The organism is Methylobacterium mesophilicum (genome assembly GCF_022179445.1).
GTDB lineage: Bacteria > Pseudomonadota > Alphaproteobacteria > Rhizobiales > Beijerinckiaceae > Methylobacterium > Methylobacterium mesophilicum.
In genome coordinates, this window is sequence record NZ_BPQU01000042.1 from 15,523 (window position 1) to 34,043 (window position 18,521).

Genomic DNA, 18,521 nt, shown 5'->3' on the forward strand with positions numbered 1-18,521 from the left:
GCTCGGAGCCTCCCTGGTGGCCTCGCTGTTCGCTGTGCAGGCTCCTCCGGCATGCGGCGGAGAGATCGATGCGCTGCTGTTCGGCAGCCTCGACGCCGGCGCCGCGACATTCCTGACCGTCGGCGCGAAGCTCGCGCTCGGCCCTCTCGATCAGGACGGCTTCGTCATACTCGCGAGCGTCGGGAGCGGTCGTCAACGCGAACGCGGCGCATTCGGCCTTCCGCGCACGCGCTACACGTTCATCGCGGCCGCGGTTCTCGGTTACCAATGGTTCTACGATTGGGGAACGACCGCAATCTTCGCGGGGCCCGAAGGCTCGATGGAGATGCTGGCCGACCCGCGCGCCGTAACGGTCTCGCCAGCCGCGTATGGCATGCGCCTGCACGCCGAGATCTGGGCACGCCCGACCGAGAACACGCTCCTCCAGGCGACCGCTGTCTCCGGCTCGACTCGCGTCAGCTTATGGACACGACTCGCCTGGGGCTATCGGATAGGTGGCGCCTATCTCGGCCCGGAGATCAGCGCGTACGGAGACGAGACGGGCTATCGAAAATGGAATCTCGGCTTGCACGCGACCGATTTTGCCATCGCCCGCTACAGCTTCCGTGTGTCGGCCGGTCTTCAAACCGAGACGGCTTGGCGAAGCGCCGCACCCTACGTGGCGTTGGCGGTGTGGTCGCCCTGGTGAACGCGCTCGGATTCGAGGGCGCCGAGGAAGCGGCTCGCATCCTCACGGATCTCGGCGCGGCGCTGATCACTCATGCCTCGGAGGGTCCGATACGGCATCGCCATGCGCGGGTTTCCAGACAGCGTGTCAGCGTTCTCGATCAGGAAATTCCAGTACAGGTAGTTGAACGGGCATGCGTCCGGCCCCGCCTTGACCTTTACGTCGTAGGCACAACGCGCGCAGTAATCCGACATCCGGTCGATATAGGCGCCTGAGGCCGCGTAGGGCTTAGAGCCCATCACGCCCCCATCGGCCCACAGCACCATGCCGTGCACGTTGGGCAACTCGACCCATTCGTAGGCGTCGGCGAACACGATCAGGTACCATTCCTCGACCTGTGCCGGATCAAGGCCGGCGATCAGGGCAAAGTTTCCGGTTACCATCAGGCGCTGGATGTGATGGGCGTAGGCGTGGCGACGGGTATCCGCGACCACGTTGGCGATGCAGTTCAGCTTCGTCTCACCCGACCAGTAGAACCACGGCAGGTCCCTGCCGGCATCCAGAGCATTGGTCTCCCGATACTCCGGCATGCGTGCCCAGTAGACGCCGCGGACATATTCCCGCCAGCCGAGGATCTGCCGGATGAACCCCTCGACACAGTTGAGCGGCGCGGTCCCGTCTCGATAGGCCCGTTCGGCGGCCCAGCAGACTTCCTCGGCAGTCAGCAAGCCGGCGTTGAGCGGTGGCGATAGCAGCGCGTGGTAGAGGTACGGCGCGCCGGCCTTCATGGCATCCTGGTAATCGCCGAACGTGGACAGGCACTGTTCGATGAAGTGCTTGAGGGCGGCTAGCGCGTCGGCCCGCGTTACCGGCCAGGAAAAGGTCGCGAGGTCGCCGAAATGGCTGGCGAACTCGCGCTCCACCAGCGCGATGGCCTCCCGGGTAATCGCGTCGGGCTGGAACCCGATGCGGTCCGGTAGCCGGTGCCCCTTCGGCAGACGCTTACGGTTGTCGGGATCGAAGTTCCAGCGGCCGCCGACGGGCTCGCCGCCATCCATGAGGAGGCCAGTCCGACGGCGCATGCCGCGATAGAACGTCTCCATCCGAAGATGATGACGCCCCTCGGCCCAGCGGGCGAAATCCATCCGCGGGCACAGAAAGCGGTTGTCGGACCGGATCTCCACCGGGACGGGCAGGGCCTCGCGCCAATCCTGCATCATCTCCCAGACCCGCCATTCGCCGGGCTCGGTGACGACGACGGAGGTGGGCGCATGGCGGGCCACCGCCCGCTCCAGCTCGCCCGTGAAGCTGCCGGTGTTACCGAGATCCGTGAGGCGGACGTAATCGACCGCGACACCCTCGGCCTCCAGTTCGGCACCGAAATGGCGCATGGCGGCGAACAGGAAGGCGATCTTCTGCTTATGGTGACGGACATAGGTCGCCTCGTCCCGCACCTCGACGAGCAGGACGACGTCGCGCTCGGGATCGAGGTCGAGCAGGCTCGATACCCGCCGGTTCAACTGATCCCCGAGGACGAACCGCAGGACGCCTCCGGCTTCTCGTGTGGGCTTCATGGACACCCCGTCAGCCCTTCGTGCGCAGGTTCGCGCGTCCGCCATCGACCCCGATCACCTGCCCGGTGATCCAGCCGGCCTCGTCCGAGACCAGGAAGGCCGCGAGTGAAGCGATGTCCTCCGGGCGTCCGAGACGCTGGAGCGCGTGCATGGTGGCGATCCCCTCAGTCAGGGTCTCGTTGCCGGTGATGGCCGCCGCCAGCGGGGTCCGGGTCAGAGAGGGCGCGACCACGTTGATCCGCATCTGCGGTGCCAATTCGGCCGCGAGCGACAAGCCGAGCCCCTCGACGGCACCCTTTGCCATCGCCACCAGGTATGCGCGGGGAAACCCTGGGCCACGGCAACCGTCGAGAACAACACGACCCCAGAACCCGATTCGCCGGCGCCGGACTTGAGTGCGGCCGCGGCGGATTGCACGGCCGAGAAGGCGCCGAGCGCATTGATGCGGAAGTCGGTCTCTACATCGACCCGAGTCAGCCGCCCGATCAGCCGCAGGTTGATGGTGCCAACCGCGTAGACCAAACCCGCGAGAGAGGGACCGACCGCCTCGCTGACAGCGGCGAAGAAATCGCGGTCGCCGACCGTGAAGGTCGTATCGCCGAGTTCGTCGGCCGCTTGCACCAGTCGGTCTCCGTCCCGAGCCGCGAGATGCAAGGCGTAGCCACGCGCCCGCAGGGCCCGAGCAGTCGCCAAGCCGATGCCGCCCATGCCGCCGTAGATCAGAACCTGTCGCACGCACGGGCCTCTTGCTACCCAACCTGGCCCGGACAAAGTAAGGCCGGTTCCGTCCCCGGGCAGGCGGCCGGCTCACTCGCTCCACGTGCACAAGGTCGCAGGCGGCAAGCATGAAGTTCGCGTTCGCCGGCATCGATTTCCTCGGCGGCGTGTTCGAGGGCCTGGTCGAGGCCGGCTGGAAGCCGGTCAAACTGTTCACCCGGCCCTGTGACGGCGTCTACGATCACAACGACGTGCTGGTCGCCCGCGCCCGTTCGCTGCGCCTGCCAATCCAGTTGTCACGCATCCGAGAGCGCGACATCGAGGCACTCCAGGCCGAGCACGGCAAGGATTGGGCGTTGGTGGTGGCCGGCTATCCCTGGCTCGTGAAGGGCTGGCGCGGCCGGGCCGCCTACGGGCTGAACATCCATCCTTCGCCGCTGCCGACCGGCCGCGGGCCGTACCCGTTGTTCCGGGCGGTATTGGACCGGTACGAGACATGGGGTGTCACGGCCCACGTGCTCGCTGACGGGTTCGACACCGGCGACATCCTGGCTCAGGAGATCTTTGGCCTCGACGAGGCCGAGTCCCATGAGACGGTTCTCGCCAAGTGCCAGATGGTGGCCCGGCGTCTCGCGTCAGGACCAATCGGCAAGGACCTTCCCGCACTTTGGCGACGCGCCGAGCCGCAGGGCGACGGGTCGTACTGGCCCCGCGCTACAGACACCGACCGGACCCTCGATTTCCGCCAGGATGTGGGATCGATCCTGCGCCGGGTCCGGGCCTTCGGCACCGTCGAGACCATCGCCCGGCTGGGGGACGCGCGGGTCTACGTCGCTGCGGCCGAGGGCTGGCGCGAAAGCCACCCGCACACGCCGGGTGCGGTGGTGCACCGCCATCGCCGGCACGTCGTGATCGCCGCGCTGGACGGCTACGTGCAGATCACCCGCTGGTCGCCGGTGCCGCTGGCGGAGGCCGCGCAGGTCGGGCGCTGATATCGCGCGTTGTGGCGAGCTGGAACGCATTCGTGACGGGCGGTGTTTCCGCCGGTCCTGGACGTCACGGAGCCTCACATGTCGACACGCGCAAGCCTCGCCGCAGCCCTCGGGCTTGCCGCGCTGTTCACCGGATCCGCTTTCGCGCAGGGCGTGATCGTGGATCAGGACGATTTCGGTCCGGACGACGAGGTCGTCGTGCGCGACTACATCGTGCGCCGTCCGGTCGGCCCGGGCCCGATCGTCGGATCGATTCCGCTGCGGCCGGGTACCATCGTACCGGCGGACGTTGAACTCGCGCCGTTCACCGATACGCAGAACCCGCGCCTGCGCCGGTACGGCTACTTCGTAGCCCCCGGCGACAAGGTCGTGGTCGTGGATCCGGCGACCCGCGCGGTGGTGCGCATCTTCGACCGCTGAGCCCGAACCGGCGCCCGTTCGCCTTCCGGTCGCCGATCCGCTAACACCCTGGTGCGAATGATCAAGAAAAGCGCCAGGGGGAAACACATGAAGGCCAAGCCATACGTGGTTTCGGGCGAAGCGCTCCTCGTCTCGGTGCTGCTGCTCCTGTCGGGGGCGATGCTGTTCGAGTGGATGGTGATCTCGCCCGACAGCCCTGTCTCCGCGCTCCTGCGCGTGATCGGGGCCGCCGCTGCGGCTTTCGTGGCGATCCTGCCCTTCCGCCGGGCCTGAGCACTGCGCTCACCAGTCGCTGAGTGCGGCGCGCTTCCAGCGATTGGCGGCGACGCAGCGGTACTCGAACGCCTCGTCCCAGGCATGATCGCCCGGCGAGCAGGTCTCACGGCTGCTCCGCGGCGGGTTCGGTGACGTCTCCCGGACGGAGGCGGCCTGAACCCGTCCCCCATCGCTCACCCGGAACACGGGACCGTTCCCGGTCCCGTAGACCAGATCCCGGCCATCGAAGCCGAAGGTGCGCGCGAAGGCACCATCACGGTTGCCGTCGAGCGCGATCGACTGACCCGCCCCCAGCAGGATCGGCACGCCGGTGAAACGGCCGGCCGCGGTGTCGATCCCGATCCCGTAGGTGCCCTCCCCCTGGAACGAGAAACCGCGGTCGGTGACCGAGCCCGGGAGGTTGCCCAGCAGGACGCCGTAGCCGGTATGGGCGCCCGGGACGCCGCCCGTGGAGATCTGCAGGCCGACCCGTTGGCGATTGCGATCCGTCGTCGGCGATTGCGCGGACACGTCGATCTCGGCGCCGATGCAAGAGGCGACCGGATCGGCCTCCTGGGTCATGTCTACGCAGTTGAAGTTTCCGGCCCAGGACGGCCCCACCGGTCCGATGCCGTTGGGCTCCTTAAAGATCGTGCCGTTGACGGCAACGTTCTGCGCTCCGGTGCTGGCCAGGCTGCGGTTGTGCAGTTCGCCCGTGATCGTCCATTCGTAGCCAGCATTCTGCGGGCCCGACGATCCAAGCGCCCACAGCGCCTTGTAGGTGTGGCCCGGCTCCCCCGACCCCTCCGGGATGTGCCGATCGACCCGCAACGTCGAAGCGGGATCGAAGCGCCCCGGCCGATTCCAGAGGAAGGCGTGGCCGCCATCAAGGCCCGGCAGGCCGGTGCCCTGGACATCGCGGGAGAACCCCGTTGGCCAAGACGGGGGCGCTGCAAGGATGGGGACGCCGCCGGGCGCTTCGGCGCGGATGGCGGTGGGCCAGACGGCCCAGAGGAGACAGGACAAGGCTGTGAGGCGGGGGCGGATGCGCATGGATCGTCTCCGGAGGCCCCCTGGGGGCGGGGGTGTGTCGAGGTTGTGCGCGGAGCCTGCCGGTTCAGCATTGGAAACGCCATAATTCCGGCACTTGGCTCGAACGCCGCGGCCGGATCATGCGTTTGGGTCGCGCAGTGCATCGTGATCTGATGCGCAACACGTCGAGATAAGGAGAGCGACCCATGTCGAAGTCGCTGCGATTCCTGCGGAACTGGTTCCTACTGTCGATTCCTGTCGGGTTGTTCGTCGGCCGTTTCATCAAGGCTGGCAAAGGTCCGCCACTGCCCAAAGACGAGCCTAGGTAACAGCCACAGCGCATCGCCGGCTACACGCCGCTCGTGACGGGGGCCGTGTGCACCAGTCCGCGCATAGCCTAGGAGGCTCGCCCCGGCACTTTATTTTCGAACAGTTACAACCATGATCAATCGATCATTAGTGTTTTCGGCGCATTTTTACTGACATCGCGGCAGATCGGCCGAGATCTCCAGGGTCATCCGGCCATGCCCCGCACCGCCAGGCCCCCGATCGGCTTCGTCGAGCGACGCGCCAGCGATCGCAAGGCGACGGCGCTTCTGGCCTTCGCGCAGCACCCGGACGGATCGCGCTTTCCCTGCCGGATCCAGAACCTCTCCGACGGCGGCGCTATGCTCGAATTCCTCGGCTCCCAGGTTGTCACGTTGGAGACCGCATTCGACCTCGTGCTGGCGAATACCGAGATCCGCTACGCCGTGAAGTTGATATGGCGGAAGGAGCGAACAGCCGGGGTACTGTTCTGCGTGTAAGGGCGGATTGAACTAAAATTTTGAATCGCAATCATCACACAATACAGAGCAAGCGCGCACAAAGACATTTTTGCAATTCTATTTACGCTCCCTAATCGTTTGACGTCCGTGTGATGGCCCGACCAACCCGTGCGCAATTGGCTCGAGTCGAAACCCCATCACGCTCGAGTTTTCATCATCGTGAATTGTGTGGTGAGCGCGCTGGGACTCGAACCCAGGACCTACAGATTAAAAGTCCGTTGCTCTACCAGCTGAGCTACGCGCTCGCGTCCGGGGACCGCCCTGCGGCGGCCGCGCGGGGACGGCGCGTTCGCAATAGGTGAGCGGGGCCGGGGGGTCAACACGGGGTTGTGGGTGGCGCTCGGCTTCCATCGCCGCGGGCGCGCTCAACGATACCTCTTGCTTGGCTGAAGGCGGCGTCCGGGTCGAGGGTGGTGGTGTCCAGTCGGACCGCGTCGTCGGCCATGCGCAGCGGCGCGGCGGCCCGGGAGGCGTCGCGGGCGTCGCGGGCCTCGATGTCGGACAGGATTGCCGCGAAGGTCGCGGATTCGCCGCGTCCGCTGAGTTCGAGGTGGCGGCGTCGGGCGCGCTCCTCGGAGGAGGCCGTGATGAACAGCTTCACGCTGGCATCGGGGCACACCACCGTGCCGATGTCGCGCCCGTCCAGCACGGCGCCCTGGGGATCGGCCGCGAAGCGGCGTTGCCAGGCCAAAAGCGCGGCGCGAACTTCCGGCACCGCCGAGATCCGCGAGGCCGCCTCGCCCATGGCGCGGTCGCGCAGGCGCGGGTCGTCCAACCTGTCGGCGTCGAGGGCGTGGGCCGCCCGGGACGCGGCCTCCGAATCGTCCAGGGACAGGCCGGCATCGATCATGGCCAGCGCCACGGCGCGGTAGAGGAGCCCGGTGTCGAGGTGCGGAAGCCGGTAATGGTCGGCCAGCCGCTTGGCGAGCGTCCCCTTGCCCGAGGCGGCCGGGCCGTCGATCGCGATGACGAGCGGCATGATGTCAGGCCCCGATCCGGCCGCCGAGGGCCTGCATGGACGGCAGAAAGCTCGGGAAGCTCGTGGCGATCATCGCGCCATCGTCGACCGAGACCGGCGCCTTCGTAGCGAGCCCCATCACCAGGAACGCCATGGCGATCCGGTGATCGAGGTGGGTCGCCACCGTGCCGCCGCCGGGCGCTGCCGTGCCGTCGCCTTCGACGACCAGGTCGTCAACTTCCACGCTGTGGCGGACGCCGTTGGCGGCGAGGCCCGCGGCAACGGCGGCGAGGCGGTCGGATTCCTTGACGCGCAATTCGTGCAGGCCGTTCATCCGGGTGCGGCCTTCGGCGAAGCTCGCTGCCACCGCCAGCACCGGGTACTCGTCGATCATCGCGGGCGCGCGCTCGGCCGGGACGTCGACGCCTGTAAGGCGGCTCGCGCGCACGCGCAGGTCGGCGACGGTCTCGCCGCCCTCCTCCCGCTCGGCGACGCGCTCGATCTGCGCGCCCATCTCCAGCAGGGTGGTGATCAGCCCGGTCCGCAGCGGGTTCATCATCACGCCCTCGATCACCACGTCGGAGCCCGGCACGATCAGGGCCGCCACCAGGGGGAACGCCGCCGAGGACGGATCGGCCGGGACCACCACGTCGGTCCCGCGCAGGGTCGGCTGCCCGGTGAGCGACACCTTGCGGCCGTGGCCGTCGGGGCCGTGCGGCTCGACGCGGACCTGGGCGCCGAACAGGCGCAGCATCCGCTCGGTGTGGTCGCGGGTGGCGGCCGCCTCGATTACCGTGGTGGTGCCGGGGGCGTTCAGGCCGGCGAGCAGCACCGCGGACTTGATCTGCGCCGAGGCGGCCGGGGTCTCGTAGGTGATCGGGATCGCCTCGTTGAGGCCGCGCAGGGTCAGCGGCACGCGCCCGCCCTCGGCCTCGGACAGGACCTGCGCGCCCATGCGGGTCAGCGGATCGAGGATGCGGCGCATCGGGCGCGAGCGGAGGGAGGCGTCGCCGTCGAAGGTCGCGGTGACCGGCTGGCCGCCCACCACGCCCATCATCAGCCGCGAGCCGGTGCCGGCGTTGCCGAAATCGAGCACGTCGGCCGGGTCCGTGAGGCCGCCGATGCCGACGCCGCGCACGATCCAGCGCCCTTCGCCGAGACGCTCGATCTTGGCGCCCAGCGCCTTCGCGGCGGCGGCGGTGCGCAGCACGTCGTCACCTTCGAGCAGGCCCTCGACCCGGGTCTCGCCCTGGCTCAGCAGCCCGAGGATCATGGCCCGGTGGGAGATCGACTTGTCGCCCGGGGGGCGCAGGCGCCCCTTGAGCGGGCTGCCCGGTGCGGCGGTGAGGGGCTGGGGAGGCGAGTCGTGCGACACGGGGGATCCGTTCGGGAATCTCTGGGTGGGACGGGATCCGGCGCGTCGCGCGGGGGCGCCGCGGAGCTGCAATCGGACCGTGAACTGGCGGCGCGGTTAACACGCGCACCGGCCCGCGTCATCCGGCGGGCCCGGTCGGCGGCGCTTCGGATCCGGCCGGTGGCGGGTCGATCGACAACGGTCTGGGACAGCGACCATCGGGCCCGTCTTCCGATCGTCGGCCGCGATCGCGAGATTGACGAAGAAATCTGACCCGTTCCGGCACCCAGACTTCGAAGAGTTGACGAAGAGTCCGCGGAGGGTCCGAGCGGGTCGGCGTTTCGACGAAGAATCCCGAAAAAGGGGGTTGAGTCCGCGGAAAGAGCCGCCTATAGAACCGGCCTCGCCGGACGCCAGCCGGTCGGCGAGACCCTGCGGGACCCAAACCGCGGCGGACAAGTGGGGCCTTAGCTCAGCTGGGAGAGCGCTTCCATGGCATGGAAGAGGTCATCGGTTCGATCCCGTTAGGCTCCACCATTCTTTCTTCAGCGTGACGCCGCCGGTTCAGGCCGGCTCCGCTGGGCGATCTGACAATACCTTATCCAGAGAACGACCGGCTCACCGGGTCAGGTGCCCGAGCGGCAACGCCGTCGTGTACTTCACCTGACCCAGCGCGAAGCTGGAGCGGATGTTGGCCACGCCCGGAATGCGGGTGAGGTGGTCCAGCACCAGGCGCTGGTACTGGCCGAGATCCTCCACCACCACCCGCAGCATGTAGTCGGCCTCGCCGCTCATCAGGTAGCATTCCATCACCTCCGGGCGGCTGCGGACCGCCTCGTCGAAGGCCTGGAGAGCCGCCTGGGTCTGCTTTTCCAGGGAGACGTGGACGAAGACGTTCACGGCGAGGCCGAGGCTCATCGGGTCGACCACCGCGACGCAGCCCCGGATGATCCCGGCCTCCTTCAGGTCGTTGACCCGGCGCCAGCACGGCGAGGTGGAGAGCCCGACCTGCTCGGCGAGGTCGGCGATGCTGATCTCGCTGTCCTGCTGCAGGCGTTCGAGGATGCGCAAGGAGGCGGCGTCGAGATGGGCCGGTCGGGAGACCATTTTTTTGTTCTCCGGTTTGCCGTGGGCATGACGATCGGTACGATCGACCGCCTCGACCCGCCGATCCGGCACAATATGCCAATCATCGGCCCTCGATAACAAAAATCCGGCACATCCCGCCGCCGCGAAGCCCGTATGCTTCTGTCAAAACCGGGAGCCGCACCGATGAACGCCATACCGCCGAGGACGACGATCGCGCGGTCCGCCGAGGTCGATCACGATCCGGCCGAGACCCAGGATTGGCTGGCCGCCCTCGAATCGCTGTTCCGCACTGAGGGCGCGGCCCGGGCGCGGTTCATCCTCGACCGGCTGGAGCGGCGCTCGAAGGAGATCGGCATCCTCGACGAGGCCCTGCCCTACTCGCCCTACCGCAACACCATCGCCTTGGAGAAGCAGCCGCGCTACCCGGGCGACCTCGACATCGAGGAACGGCTCACCTCGATCATGCGCTGGAACGCGCTGGCCATGGTGGTGCGGGCCAACATGGCCTATGGCGAGCTCGGCGGGCACGTGGCGAGCTACGCCTCGGCGGCGGAGCTGTTCGAGGTCGGGTTCAACCACTTCTTCAAGGGCGGCCCGGACGGCGACCTCGTCTACTTCCAGCCGCACTCGGCGCCGGGCGTCTACGCCCGCGCCTTCCTGGAGGGGCGGCTCTCCGAGGAGCAGCTGAAGCATTACCGCCAGGAGATCGCCGGCGACGGGCTGTGCTCCTATCCGCATCCCTGGCTGATGCCGGATTTCTGGCAGGTCCCCACCGGCTCGATGGGCATCGGCCCGATCCACGCCGTCTACCAGGCGCGGTTCATGCGCTATCTCGGCCACCGGGGGCTGGCCGACACCTCCGCCCGGCACGTCTGGGGCGTGTTTGGCGACGGCGAGATGGACGAGCCGGAATCGATCGGCGGCCTGGCGCTCGCCGCCCGGGAGAAGCTCGACAACCTCACCTTCGTCATCAACTGCAACCTGCAGCGGTTGGACGGACCTGTGCGCGGCAACGGCCAGATCATCCAGGAGCTGGAGAGCCTGTTCCGGGGCGCGGGCTGGAACGTCATCAAGGTGCTGTGGGGCTCCGAGTGGGACGGGATCTTCGCCCGCGACACCAACCACGCCCTGCTCCGCCGCTTCGCCGACACCGTGGACGGCAAGTACCAGACGCTCGGCGCCAAGGACGGCGCCTACAACCTCGCCCACTTCTTCGGGGAGGACGAGGAGGTCCGCGAACTCGTCGCGCACATGTCGGATGCCGACGTGGACAAGCTGAAGCGCGGCGGCCACGATTTCCGCAAGCTCTACGCGGCCTTCGCCGCCGCCAAGGCCACCAAGGGCCGTCCGACCGTCATCCTGGCCAAGACCAAGAAGGGCTACGGCATGGGCGGCGCGGGCGAGTCGCGCATGACCGCCCACCAGGCGAAGAAGCTCGACGTCGATGCGCTGCGCGCCTTCCGCGACCGCTTCGCCCTGCCGCTCTCCGACGCGCAGGTGGAAGGCCTGTCCTTCTACAAGCCGGCCGAGGACGGCGCCGAGATGCGCTACCTGCGCGAGCGCCGCGAGATGCTGGGCGGCGTCCTGCCGGCCCGCCGCCGGACCGCGCCGACCGTGGCGGTGCCGCCGCTCTCGACCTATGCGGGCTTCGCCCTGGAGGCGGCCGGCAAGGAGATGTCGACCACCACGGCGGTGGTCCGGCTGTTCGGCAACCTGCTGAAGCACAAGGATCTCGGGCCGCGCGTCGTCCCGATCGTCGCCGACGAGGCGCGCACCTTCGGCATGGCCAACCTGTTCCGGCAGGTCGGGATCTACGCCCCCGAGGGGCAGCTCTACGAGCCCGAGGATGCCGGCTCGATGCTCTATTACCGCGAGGCGCGCGACGGGCAGCTCTTGGAGGAAGGCATCACCGAGGCCGGGGCGATCTCGTCCTGGACCGCGGCGGCCACCGCCTACAGCGTCCACGGCCTGTCGATGCTGCCGTTCTACATCTACTACTCGATGTTCGGCTTCCAGCGGGTCGGCGACCTGATCTGGGCGGCGGCCGACCAGCGGGCGCGCGGTTTTCTGATCGGCGCCACGGCCGGCCGCACGACGCTTGGCGGCGAGGGCCTGCAGCACCAGGACGGGTCGAGCCACCTCGCCGCCGCCGGCATCCCGAACTGCCGGGCCTACGATCCGGCCTTCGCCTACGAGATGGCGGTGATCGTCGATCGCGGCGCCCGGGCGATGATGGAAGAGGGCGAAGACGCCTTCTACTACCTCACCGCCATGAACGAGAACTACGCCCAGCCGTCGATGCCGGCAGGCGCGAAAGAGGGCATCCTGAAGGGGATGTACCGCCTTGGGGGTCCGGAATCCGGCGCGGCCGCGGTGCGCCTCCTCGGCTCGGGCGCGATCCTGCCCGAGGTGATCGCGGCCGCCGCCCTGCTGGCGCAGGATTGGGGCATTGCCGCCGAGCTGTTCAGCGTCACCAGCTTCAGCGAGTTGGCACGCGACGCGCGAGAGGCCGAGCGCCGGGCGATGCTCCACCCGGAGGTCGAGGCGCCGGTGAGCCACGTGGCGGCGCTGCTGCCGGGCGCGACGCCGGTCGTGGCGGCGACCGACTACGTCCGCGCCTACCCGCAGCTGATCGCCTCCTATGTCGGCGCCCGGTTCGTGACCCTCGGCACCGACGGGTTCGGCCGCAGCGACACGCGCAACGCGCTCCGCCGCTTCTTCGAGGTGGACCGGCAGCACGTGGTGGTGGCCGCCCTGCACGCGCTGGCCGAGGCCGGCACGGTGCCGCGCGCCACGGTCGCCGAGGCGATCCGGCGCTATGGGATCGACGCGGACACGCCAGCGCCCTGGACGATCTAGGATCGGTTACTGTCCGTGGACGCGTGGTCTCAACACGGCGCGCCGTCATTCCGGGGCCGCGCAGCGGAACCCGGAATCCAGAACCGCCGAGCTTGCGAATGCGGAACGGACGTTTCCGTCCCTTCGGCCATCACCTGTGGTTCTGGATTCCGGGCTCTCGCCTGCGGCGAGCCCCGGAATGACGGAGCGAGAGAGCCACGGCGCACACGCGTCGCGAGGCCCACCCCGGACCTCGCCCCACCAAAAACCAGTCCGCCCACGACAAGCCACGGAAACCCGCCCGCATGAGCGCCGCGCTGCAGATCGCCCTCCCGGATATCGGCGATTACCGGGACGTGCCGGTGATCGAACTCCTGGTGAAGCCGGGCGACCGCCTCGCCGTGGACGACCTGATCCTCAGCATCGAATCCGACAAGGCGACCATGGAGGTCCCCTCCCCGGTTGCCGGCACCGTGCGGGAATTGCTGGTCGGGATCGGATCGAAGGTCTCGGAGGGCACGCCGATCCTTGTGGTCGAGCCTGCGGAGGGCGGCGAGGCGGCCGACGCGCCTCTCCCTCCCCCCTCTGCGGGGGAGGGTACCCTGCGAAGCAGGGGGGGAGAGGGGCAGCGCGACGGGGCGGGTTTCACACCTGTCGCCACTCTTCCGGATACGGCGCTCCCCTCTCCCGACCCCCTTCGGGGGCCACCCTCCCCCGCAGAGGGGGGAGGGAGCGCGCGCGTTGCAGTTGCGCGTGACAACCAAAGCACCGCCCCCACCGGCGACGTCCACGCCAGCCCGTCGGTGCGTCAGCTCGCCCGCGAACTCGGGATCACCCTCGACCGCGTGCCCGCCACCGGCCCCAAGGGGCGGATCCTGCGGGAGGACCTGCACGCCTTCGTCAAGGCGGCGCTCCAGGCCCCGGCCCAGGCGCCGGCCGCCCCCTCGGGCATCGGCGCGGGCCTGCCGCCCTGGCCGCAGGTGGATTACGAAAAGTTCGGCCCGGTGCGGCGGGAGCCCCTGTCGCGGATCCAGACGATCTCCGGGGCCAACCTCAGCCGCAACTGGCTGACCATCCCGCACGTGACCAACTTCGACCGGGCCGACGTCACCGAGATCGAGGCGTTCCGGGTCGGGCTCAACGCGGAGACGCGGACGCCGCCGGCGCGGGTCACCATGGTGGCCTTCCTGATCAAGGCCGCCGCCCTCGCGCTGCGGGCCTATCCGCGCTTCAACACCTCGCTGGAAGGCTCCGACCTGGTCCTCAAGGACTACGTCCATGTCGGCTTCGCGGTGGACACCCCGAAGGGCCTGATGGTGCCGGTGGTGCGCGACTGCGACCGCAAGGGCCTGATCGAGATCGCCACCGAGATGGCGGCGCTCGCCGACAAGGCCCGGGCCGGCAGCCTCTCGGGTTCGGAGATGCAGGGCGGGTGCTTCTCGGTGTCGTCGCTCGGCGGCATCGGCGGCGACGGCTTCACCCCGATCATCAACGCCCCCGAGGTCGCGATCCTGGGCGCGGCGCGCTCGCGCACGGAGGCGGTCTGGGACGGCAAGGCGTTCCAGCCGCGCCTGATCCTGCCGCTCAGCCTGTCCTGGGACCACCGGGTCGTGGACGGCGTCGCCGCCGCCCGCTTCCTCGGCCACATCGCGTCGGTCCTGTCGGACCTGCGCCGGGCGCTGCTGTGACGGCGACGACGGGTATGCGACGCGCCTCCCTGTGCGGGCTCGCGGATCGGCACATCGCCGGACCGAGCGCAGGTCCCCTCTCCCGTGCGGGGGAGGGACAGGGTGAGGGATGCGCCGTATCCGGAAAGACCTGGCCCCTCACCCCAGCCCTCTCCCGCACGGGAGAGGGGGCGCGTCGCGCCTGCGGAGAGACGTGGTCGCACCACCTTGGCCTCTGTCGGGGCTAGAAGGCCCTGCCATCCTCGATGCCTACCGCCCATCCCAACAGACTGTGATCGCCGCCGCCATGCCCGAGACCCGCGAGATCTGCGTCCCCGATATCGGCGACTTTTCCGGCGTGCCGGTCATCGAGATCCCGGTGGCGCCGGGGGAGACAATCGCCCGCGACCAGACCCTGCTCATCGTCGAATCCGACAAGGCGACCCTCGACATCCCCGCCCCGGTCGGCGGCCGCTTGGTCGAGATGCTGGTCGGCCTCGGCGACACCGTCTCGGCCGGCACCCTGATCGCCCGCGTGGCCGTGGAGACGGCGGATACGGCGCCCGTGGGGGCGTCTGCGGTCGCGCCGGCGGAGGAATCCTGCGACGTCCTGGTGATCGGCGGCGGGCCCGGCGGCTATGCGGCGGCGTTCCGGGCCGCGGATCTCGGGCAGACCGTGATCCTGGTGGAGCGGGAGGCGACGCTGGGGGGCGTCTGCCTGAATGTCGGCTGCATCCCCTCGAAGGCGCTGCTGCACGTGGCCGCCGTCACCGAAGAGGCCGGGCGGCTTGCCGCCCACGGGATCGGTTTCGGCGCGCCGACGATCGACCTCGACAAGCTGCGGGCGTTCAAGGCCGGCACCGTGCGGCGCCTGACCGACGGGCTCACCCAGATGGCGCGCCAGCGCAAGGTCGCGGTCGTGCGCGGCACCGCCCGCTTCACCGGTGCGAACGCGGTCTCGGTCGCCCTGCAGGCGGGCGGCAGCCGCGCCGTCGCGTTCCGGAGCGCCATCGTGGCGGCGGGCTCGTCGCCGGTGTCCCTGCCGATGCTGCCGGACGACCCGCGCGTCGTGAACTCCACGGGGGCCCTGGAGCTGCCCTTCGTGCCCCGCCGCCTGCTGGTGATCGGCGGCGGCATCATCGGCCTGGAGATGGCCACCGTGTACAGCGCGCTCGGCGCCCGGGTCGACGTGGTCGAGCGCCTGCCGAACCTGCTGGAGGGGGTGGACCGGGACCTCGTGGCGGTCTGGACCAAGCGCAACGCCCACCGGTTCGACCGGGTCCTGACCGGCGCCGAGGTGGTCTCGGCGACCGCCACCCCCGAGGGCATCGCCGTGACGCTCGCGGGCGCGGCGGAGCCGGTCGTGTACGACCTCGTGCTCCAGGCCGCGGGCCGGCGCCCGAACGGCGACGCGCTCGGCCTCGACGCGGCGGGCGTCGCGGTGGAGCGGGGCTTCGTGCCGGTGGATTCGCAGATGCGCACCGGCGTGCCGCACATCCTGGCGGTGGGGGACCTCGTCGGGCAGCCCATGCTGGCCCACAAGGCGGTGCACCAGGGCCACGTCGCCGCCGAGGTGGCGGCCGGCCACAAGGCCGGGTTCGACGCCGCGGTGATCCCGTCGGTGGCCTATACCGACCCCGAGATCGCCTGGGCCGGCCTCACCGAGACCGCCGCGAAGGCCGCCGGCCGGGCGGTCGAGGTGGCGCGCTTCCCCTGGGCCGCCTCGGGCCGGGCCATCGCCAACGGCGCCGATTACGGCCTGACCAAGCTGCTGTTCGACCCGGAGACCAAGCGGATCGTCGGCGGCGCCATCGTGGGGCCGAGCGCGGGCGACATGCTCGGCGAGATCGTGCTCGCCATCGAGATGGGCGCCGACGCCACCGACATCGGCCGGACGATCCACCCGCACCCGACGCTCGGCGAGACCATCGGGCTCGCGGCCGAGGCCGCGCTCGGCCTCTGCACCGACCTGCCGCCCGCGCGCCGGTAGCACGCGGGCGCTCGCCGCCGAAGTGGATACCGGTTCGGCGTAAGCGAACGCGTTGCATCAAAGACTGAGAGCCGTTCCCGGTTGCAACGCGACCGGGAACGGCTCTAGCCTCGACCCAAAGGCCAAGGTTGGGTAAACGTTCGCCCGCGAGGCCGGACGCGCCCGACGCGGCGTCAGACCAACAGGACGCCTCCACCCGGGGGAATTCGGGCCGAGACGATGCGGTGGACCGAATTACGCTCTCCGGGGATTCCCGATGCCCAGACTCACCTTCGCCGCCCTTGATCCGCGGGCGGTCCGGCGCTGCGTCGCCTTCCTGGTCCGGCGGGACTGGGCGCTCCATCTCGGCCTCGCGGCGGCGCTGGCAGGCCTTCCGATGAGGCCGTCGGCCGTCGCCGCGGAGGCTCCGGCCGCGACCCAGCCGCAGGCCGCGCTGATCACCGCGCTGCAGGGCCGCGTGCTGGCGGCGCACAGCGCGACCCTGGCGCTGGAGAGCTGGTGCGCCGACCACAAGCTCGCCGGCGACCCGCACCTCGTCGCCCGGCGCATGGACGTGGCCGACAAGCCCCTCAGCGCCGCCCAGCGCACCCGCCTCGCGATCGGCCCCGACGAGCCGGTGCGCTACCGCCGGGTCCGGCTGGCCTGCGGCGACCGGGTGCTGTCGGAGGCGGACAACTGGTACGTCCCGGCGCGCCTGACCCCTGAGATGAACGCGACCCTGGAGGGTACCCGCACGCCCTTCGGCCGGGTGGTGCGCCCCCTGGAGCCGACCCGGCAGACCATCGCGGTCCGGCCCTTCGCGCAGCCGGCTGCACCCGGCCCCGACGACAAGCTGTTCGAGATCGACGCGGTGCTCTCCACCGGGGCCGGGCAGCCGTTCTGCGAGGTCGCCGAGACCTATCTGGGCGGTGCGCTGCCCGAAGCGTCGCGGTAAGAGGGCGTCCCACAGGTTCGGTTCGGGAGGGATGAGGATGCGGCGTACGGTCTTGCGTGCGGTCTCGGCAGTGCTCGCGGCCCTGGCGGCCGGCGGCCCGGCCCTGGCCGCCGATCCCGCGGGCCTCTGGCTGACCGAGACCGGCAGCTCCCGGGTGAAGGTCACCCCCTGCGGCGGCGGCTATTGCGGCACCATCGTCAGCGCCCCCGGCAAGGCGCTGGACGCCAAGAACCCGGACCCGGCCCTGCGTGGCCGCAGCGTCGTCGGCGTGCAGATCCTCAACGCCCCCCAGGCGGACGGATCGGGCTACAGCGGCTCGCTCTACAACCCGAACGACGGGAAGACCTATTCCGGCGCGCTGCGGCTGACCGGCCCGAACGCCCTCGAAGTCTCGGGCTGCGTGATGAGCGTGTTCTGCAAGCGCCAGACCTGGACGCGGGTGAACTGACCCGCGCTCACGGTGACGCAGTCGCGGTCCCGCGACGGATCAATTGCGCACGACCGAAGCTTCCTTCTCCACAGAGACAGGAACCTTCATGACCCGGATGATTCTCGCCGCCGCCCTCGCGACCTGTTTGGTCGGACCGGCCTCCGCCCAAGTGATCGAATCCCCCACCGGCACCGTGGTGGTCGTGCCGCCCGGCGCCCCCGGGGTGGTGACGCCGCAATCGAACGCCACCGGTGCCGAGGGCGCCCTCACCTACTCGCCGACGGGACGGCCGGCGGACTCGATCTCCAACGATTCCGCCGCGGCCGGCAACGCCAACCAGCCCTCGCAGGTCGCCCCCCAGGGCGGCGGCGGCGGGAAGTAGGACGCATCACTTCGCCCCGGACGCAGGTTTTGCGTTTGGGGCGAGGTTGCCATCGCGCGCGGCCTTGGGTCCCTTCGCCGCGCCTACAATGACGGTGAGGTCGCGGCCGACCGGCGGATATCCAAACCTTTCACCTCATCCCTACGCCGTGCGCACGTCGTCTTCGGCGAAGCGCGCTCCTCCCCCTTGTGGCTACCGCCGACACCCGTTTCGGTCAGAGTCGTGGTTCTGCCGCTGGCGCAGGAGGCGCGGGTCCCCTCTCCCGAGCGGGCCAGCGGATTCACATTTCGCGTTTGGGATCACCGTCCGATCGACGGGTATGGCACTCCAGAACGACCCCGCGCCTTCCCTCCCCCCTCTGCGGGGGAGGGTGGCCCCTGCGTCAGCAGGGGTCG

Annotated in this window: 16 protein-coding genes, 2 tRNA genes and 1 pseudogene; 12 read left to right on the forward strand and 7 right to left on the reverse strand. The window is 69.7% G+C overall.

What is annotated here, in order from left to right; all coding sequences use genetic code 11:
• Positions 1 to 16 precede the first annotated feature (16 nt).
• Positions 17 to 688 (forward strand): cellulose biosynthesis protein BcsS, encoded by a 672-nt coding sequence (gene bcsS / locus MFF40_RS25520; RefSeq protein WP_238262783.1) that lies wholly within the window; start codon positions 17 to 19, stop codon positions 686 to 688.
• On the opposite strand, the gene MFF40_RS25525 is transcribed toward bcsS, so the two are convergent.
• Positions 655 to 2,241 carry a cryptochrome/photolyase family protein gene (locus tag MFF40_RS25525; protein WP_147897571.1) on the reverse strand — a complete coding sequence of 529 codons (1,587 nt, stop codon included), beginning with the start codon at positions 2,239 to 2,241 and terminating at the stop codon, positions 655 to 657. The two genes, bcsS and MFF40_RS25525, sit on opposite strands and share 34 nt — an antisense overlap.
• 10 nt (positions 2,242 to 2,251) lie before the next feature.
• Positions 2,252 to 2,976, reverse strand: a pseudogene (locus MFF40_RS25530) (SDR family NAD(P)-dependent oxidoreductase).
• A 110-nt stretch (positions 2,977 to 3,086) separates the two neighbouring features.
• On the opposite strand from MFF40_RS25530, the gene MFF40_RS25535 reads away from it, so the two are divergent.
• From MFF40_RS25535 to MFF40_RS25545, 3 genes are all read left to right on the forward strand, one after another.
• Entirely contained in the window at positions 3,087 to 3,950 is an 864-nt protein-coding gene (locus tag MFF40_RS25535; RefSeq protein ID WP_147853278.1) for a formyltransferase family protein, read from the forward strand.
• A gap of 78 nt (positions 3,951 to 4,028) precedes the next feature.
• Positions 4,029 to 4,370 carry a DUF1236 domain-containing protein gene (locus tag MFF40_RS25540; protein ID WP_147853279.1) on the forward strand — a complete coding sequence of 114 codons (342 nt, stop codon included), beginning with the start codon at positions 4,029 to 4,031 and terminating at the stop codon, positions 4,368 to 4,370.
• 87 nt (positions 4,371 to 4,457) lie between these two features.
• Complete coding sequence (locus MFF40_RS25545) at positions 4,458 to 4,643, forward strand: hypothetical protein (protein ID WP_147853280.1); 186 nt, start codon at positions 4,458 to 4,460, stop codon at positions 4,641 to 4,643.
• A 9-nt stretch (positions 4,644 to 4,652) separates the two neighbouring features.
• Here the strand turns inward: MFF40_RS25545 and MFF40_RS25550 are convergent, their stop codons facing one another.
• On the reverse strand, positions 4,653 to 5,678 hold the full coding sequence (locus MFF40_RS25550; protein ID WP_147853281.1) for a hypothetical protein: 1,026 nt from the start codon (positions 5,676 to 5,678) through the stop codon (positions 4,653 to 4,655).
• A gap of 503 nt (positions 5,679 to 6,181) precedes the next feature.
• Between MFF40_RS25550 and MFF40_RS25555 the strand changes: the two genes are divergently transcribed.
• Entirely contained in the window at positions 6,182 to 6,463 is a 282-nt protein-coding gene (locus MFF40_RS25555) for a PilZ domain-containing protein (RefSeq protein WP_147853282.1), read from the forward strand.
• Between the two features lie 190 nt (positions 6,464 to 6,653).
• Here MFF40_RS25555 and MFF40_RS25560 read toward each other — a convergent pair.
• The 3 genes from MFF40_RS25560 to aroA form a co-directional block, all read right to left on the reverse strand.
• Positions 6,654 to 6,729: transfer RNA gene (locus MFF40_RS25560), tRNA-Lys, on the reverse strand.
• Between the two features lie 71 nt (positions 6,730 to 6,800).
• Positions 6,801 to 7,463 carry a (d)CMP kinase gene (cmk, locus tag MFF40_RS25565; protein WP_147853283.1) on the reverse strand — a complete coding sequence of 221 codons (663 nt, stop codon included), beginning with the start codon at positions 7,461 to 7,463 and terminating at the stop codon, positions 6,801 to 6,803.
• 4 nt (positions 7,464 to 7,467) lie between these two features.
• Positions 7,468 to 8,817, reverse strand: a complete 1,350-nt coding sequence (gene aroA / locus MFF40_RS25570) for a 3-phosphoshikimate 1-carboxyvinyltransferase (RefSeq protein WP_147899427.1) — start codon at positions 8,815 to 8,817, stop codon at positions 7,468 to 7,470.
• Positions 8,818 to 9,257: 440 nt separating this feature from the next.
• Here aroA and MFF40_RS25575 point away from each other — a divergent pair.
• Positions 9,258 to 9,333, forward strand: a tRNA-Ala gene (locus MFF40_RS25575).
• A gap of 81 nt (positions 9,334 to 9,414) precedes the next feature.
• Here the strand turns inward: MFF40_RS25575 and MFF40_RS25580 are convergent.
• Entirely contained in the window at positions 9,415 to 9,903 is a 489-nt protein-coding gene (locus tag MFF40_RS25580; protein WP_007564896.1) for an Lrp/AsnC family transcriptional regulator, read from the reverse strand.
• A 165-nt stretch (positions 9,904 to 10,068) separates the two neighbouring features.
• Here MFF40_RS25580 and mdeB point away from each other — a divergent pair, with 165 nt between their 5' ends.
• The 6 genes from mdeB (at position 10,069) to MFF40_RS25610 (ending at position 18,126) form a co-directional block, all read left to right on the forward strand.
• Positions 10,069 to 12,744 (forward strand): alpha-ketoglutarate dehydrogenase, encoded by a 2,676-nt coding sequence (gene mdeB / locus MFF40_RS25585; protein WP_238262785.1) that lies wholly within the window; start codon positions 10,069 to 10,071, stop codon positions 12,742 to 12,744.
• A gap of 284 nt (positions 12,745 to 13,028) precedes the next feature.
• A complete protein-coding gene (locus tag MFF40_RS25590; protein WP_238262787.1) occupies positions 13,029 to 14,411 on the forward strand; it encodes a 2-oxo acid dehydrogenase subunit E2 in 1,383 nt (460 codons plus the stop codon).
• 286 nt (positions 14,412 to 14,697) lie between these two features.
• On the forward strand, positions 14,698 to 16,380 hold the full coding sequence (gene lpdA / locus MFF40_RS25595) for a dihydrolipoyl dehydrogenase (RefSeq protein WP_238262790.1): 1,683 nt from the start codon (positions 14,698 to 14,700) through the stop codon (positions 16,378 to 16,380).
• A 256-nt stretch (positions 16,381 to 16,636) separates the two neighbouring features.
• Positions 16,637 to 17,314, forward strand: a complete 678-nt coding sequence (locus MFF40_RS25600; protein WP_238262792.1) for a hypothetical protein — start codon at positions 16,637 to 16,639, stop codon at positions 17,312 to 17,314.
• Between the two features lie 37 nt (positions 17,315 to 17,351).
• Positions 17,352 to 17,762 carry a DUF2147 domain-containing protein gene (locus MFF40_RS25605; RefSeq protein WP_238262794.1) on the forward strand — a complete coding sequence of 137 codons (411 nt, stop codon included), beginning with the start codon at positions 17,352 to 17,354 and terminating at the stop codon, positions 17,760 to 17,762.
• Between the two features lie 88 nt (positions 17,763 to 17,850).
• Positions 17,851 to 18,126: a hypothetical protein gene (locus MFF40_RS25610; RefSeq protein ID WP_147857441.1), complete on the forward strand. Its 276-nt coding sequence runs from the start codon at positions 17,851 to 17,853 to the stop codon at positions 18,124 to 18,126.
• Positions 18,127 to 18,521 lie beyond the last annotated feature (395 nt).

What these genes read in the sequence shown, in the direction of transcription:
- MFF40_RS25540 (WP_147853279.1), top strand. Translation starts at nt 4,029, where the DNA reads ATGTCGACACGCGCAAGCCTCGCCGCAGCCCTCGGGCTTGCCGCGCTG.
- MFF40_RS25610 (WP_147857441.1), top strand. Translation starts at nt 17,851, where the DNA reads ATGACCCGGATGATTCTCGCCGCCGCCCTCGCGACCTGTTTGGTCGGA.
- mdeB (WP_238262785.1), top strand. Translation starts at nt 10,069, where the DNA reads ATGAACGCCATACCGCCGAGGACGACGATCGCGCGGTCCGCCGAGGTC.
- MFF40_RS25545 (WP_147853280.1), top strand. Translation starts at nt 4,458, where the DNA reads ATGAAGGCCAAGCCATACGTGGTTTCGGGCGAAGCGCTCCTCGTCTCG.
- MFF40_RS25550 (WP_147853281.1), bottom strand. Translation starts at nt 5,678, where the DNA reads ATGCGCATCCGCCCCCGCCTCACAGCCTTGTCCTGTCTCCTCTGGGCC.
- MFF40_RS25590 (WP_238262787.1), top strand. Translation starts at nt 13,029, where the DNA reads ATGAGCGCCGCGCTGCAGATCGCCCTCCCGGATATCGGCGATTACCGG.
- MFF40_RS25605 (WP_238262794.1), top strand. Translation starts at nt 17,352, where the DNA reads ATGCGGCGTACGGTCTTGCGTGCGGTCTCGGCAGTGCTCGCGGCCCTG.
- lpdA (WP_238262790.1), top strand. Translation starts at nt 14,698, where the DNA reads ATGCCCGAGACCCGCGAGATCTGCGTCCCCGATATCGGCGACTTTTCC.
- MFF40_RS25580 (WP_007564896.1), bottom strand. Translation starts at nt 9,903, where the DNA reads ATGGTCTCCCGACCGGCCCATCTCGACGCCGCCTCCTTGCGCATCCTC.
- MFF40_RS25535 (WP_147853278.1), top strand. Translation starts at nt 3,087, where the DNA reads ATGAAGTTCGCGTTCGCCGGCATCGATTTCCTCGGCGGCGTGTTCGAG.
- MFF40_RS25555 (WP_147853282.1), top strand. Translation starts at nt 6,182, where the DNA reads ATGCCCCGCACCGCCAGGCCCCCGATCGGCTTCGTCGAGCGACGCGCC.
- cmk (WP_147853283.1), bottom strand. Translation starts at nt 7,463, where the DNA reads ATGCCGCTCGTCATCGCGATCGACGGCCCGGCCGCCTCGGGCAAGGGG.
- MFF40_RS25525 (WP_147897571.1), bottom strand. Translation starts at nt 2,241, where the DNA reads ATGAAGCCCACACGAGAAGCCGGAGGCGTCCTGCGGTTCGTCCTCGGG.
- MFF40_RS25600 (WP_238262792.1), top strand. Translation starts at nt 16,637, where the DNA reads ATGCCCAGACTCACCTTCGCCGCCCTTGATCCGCGGGCGGTCCGGCGC.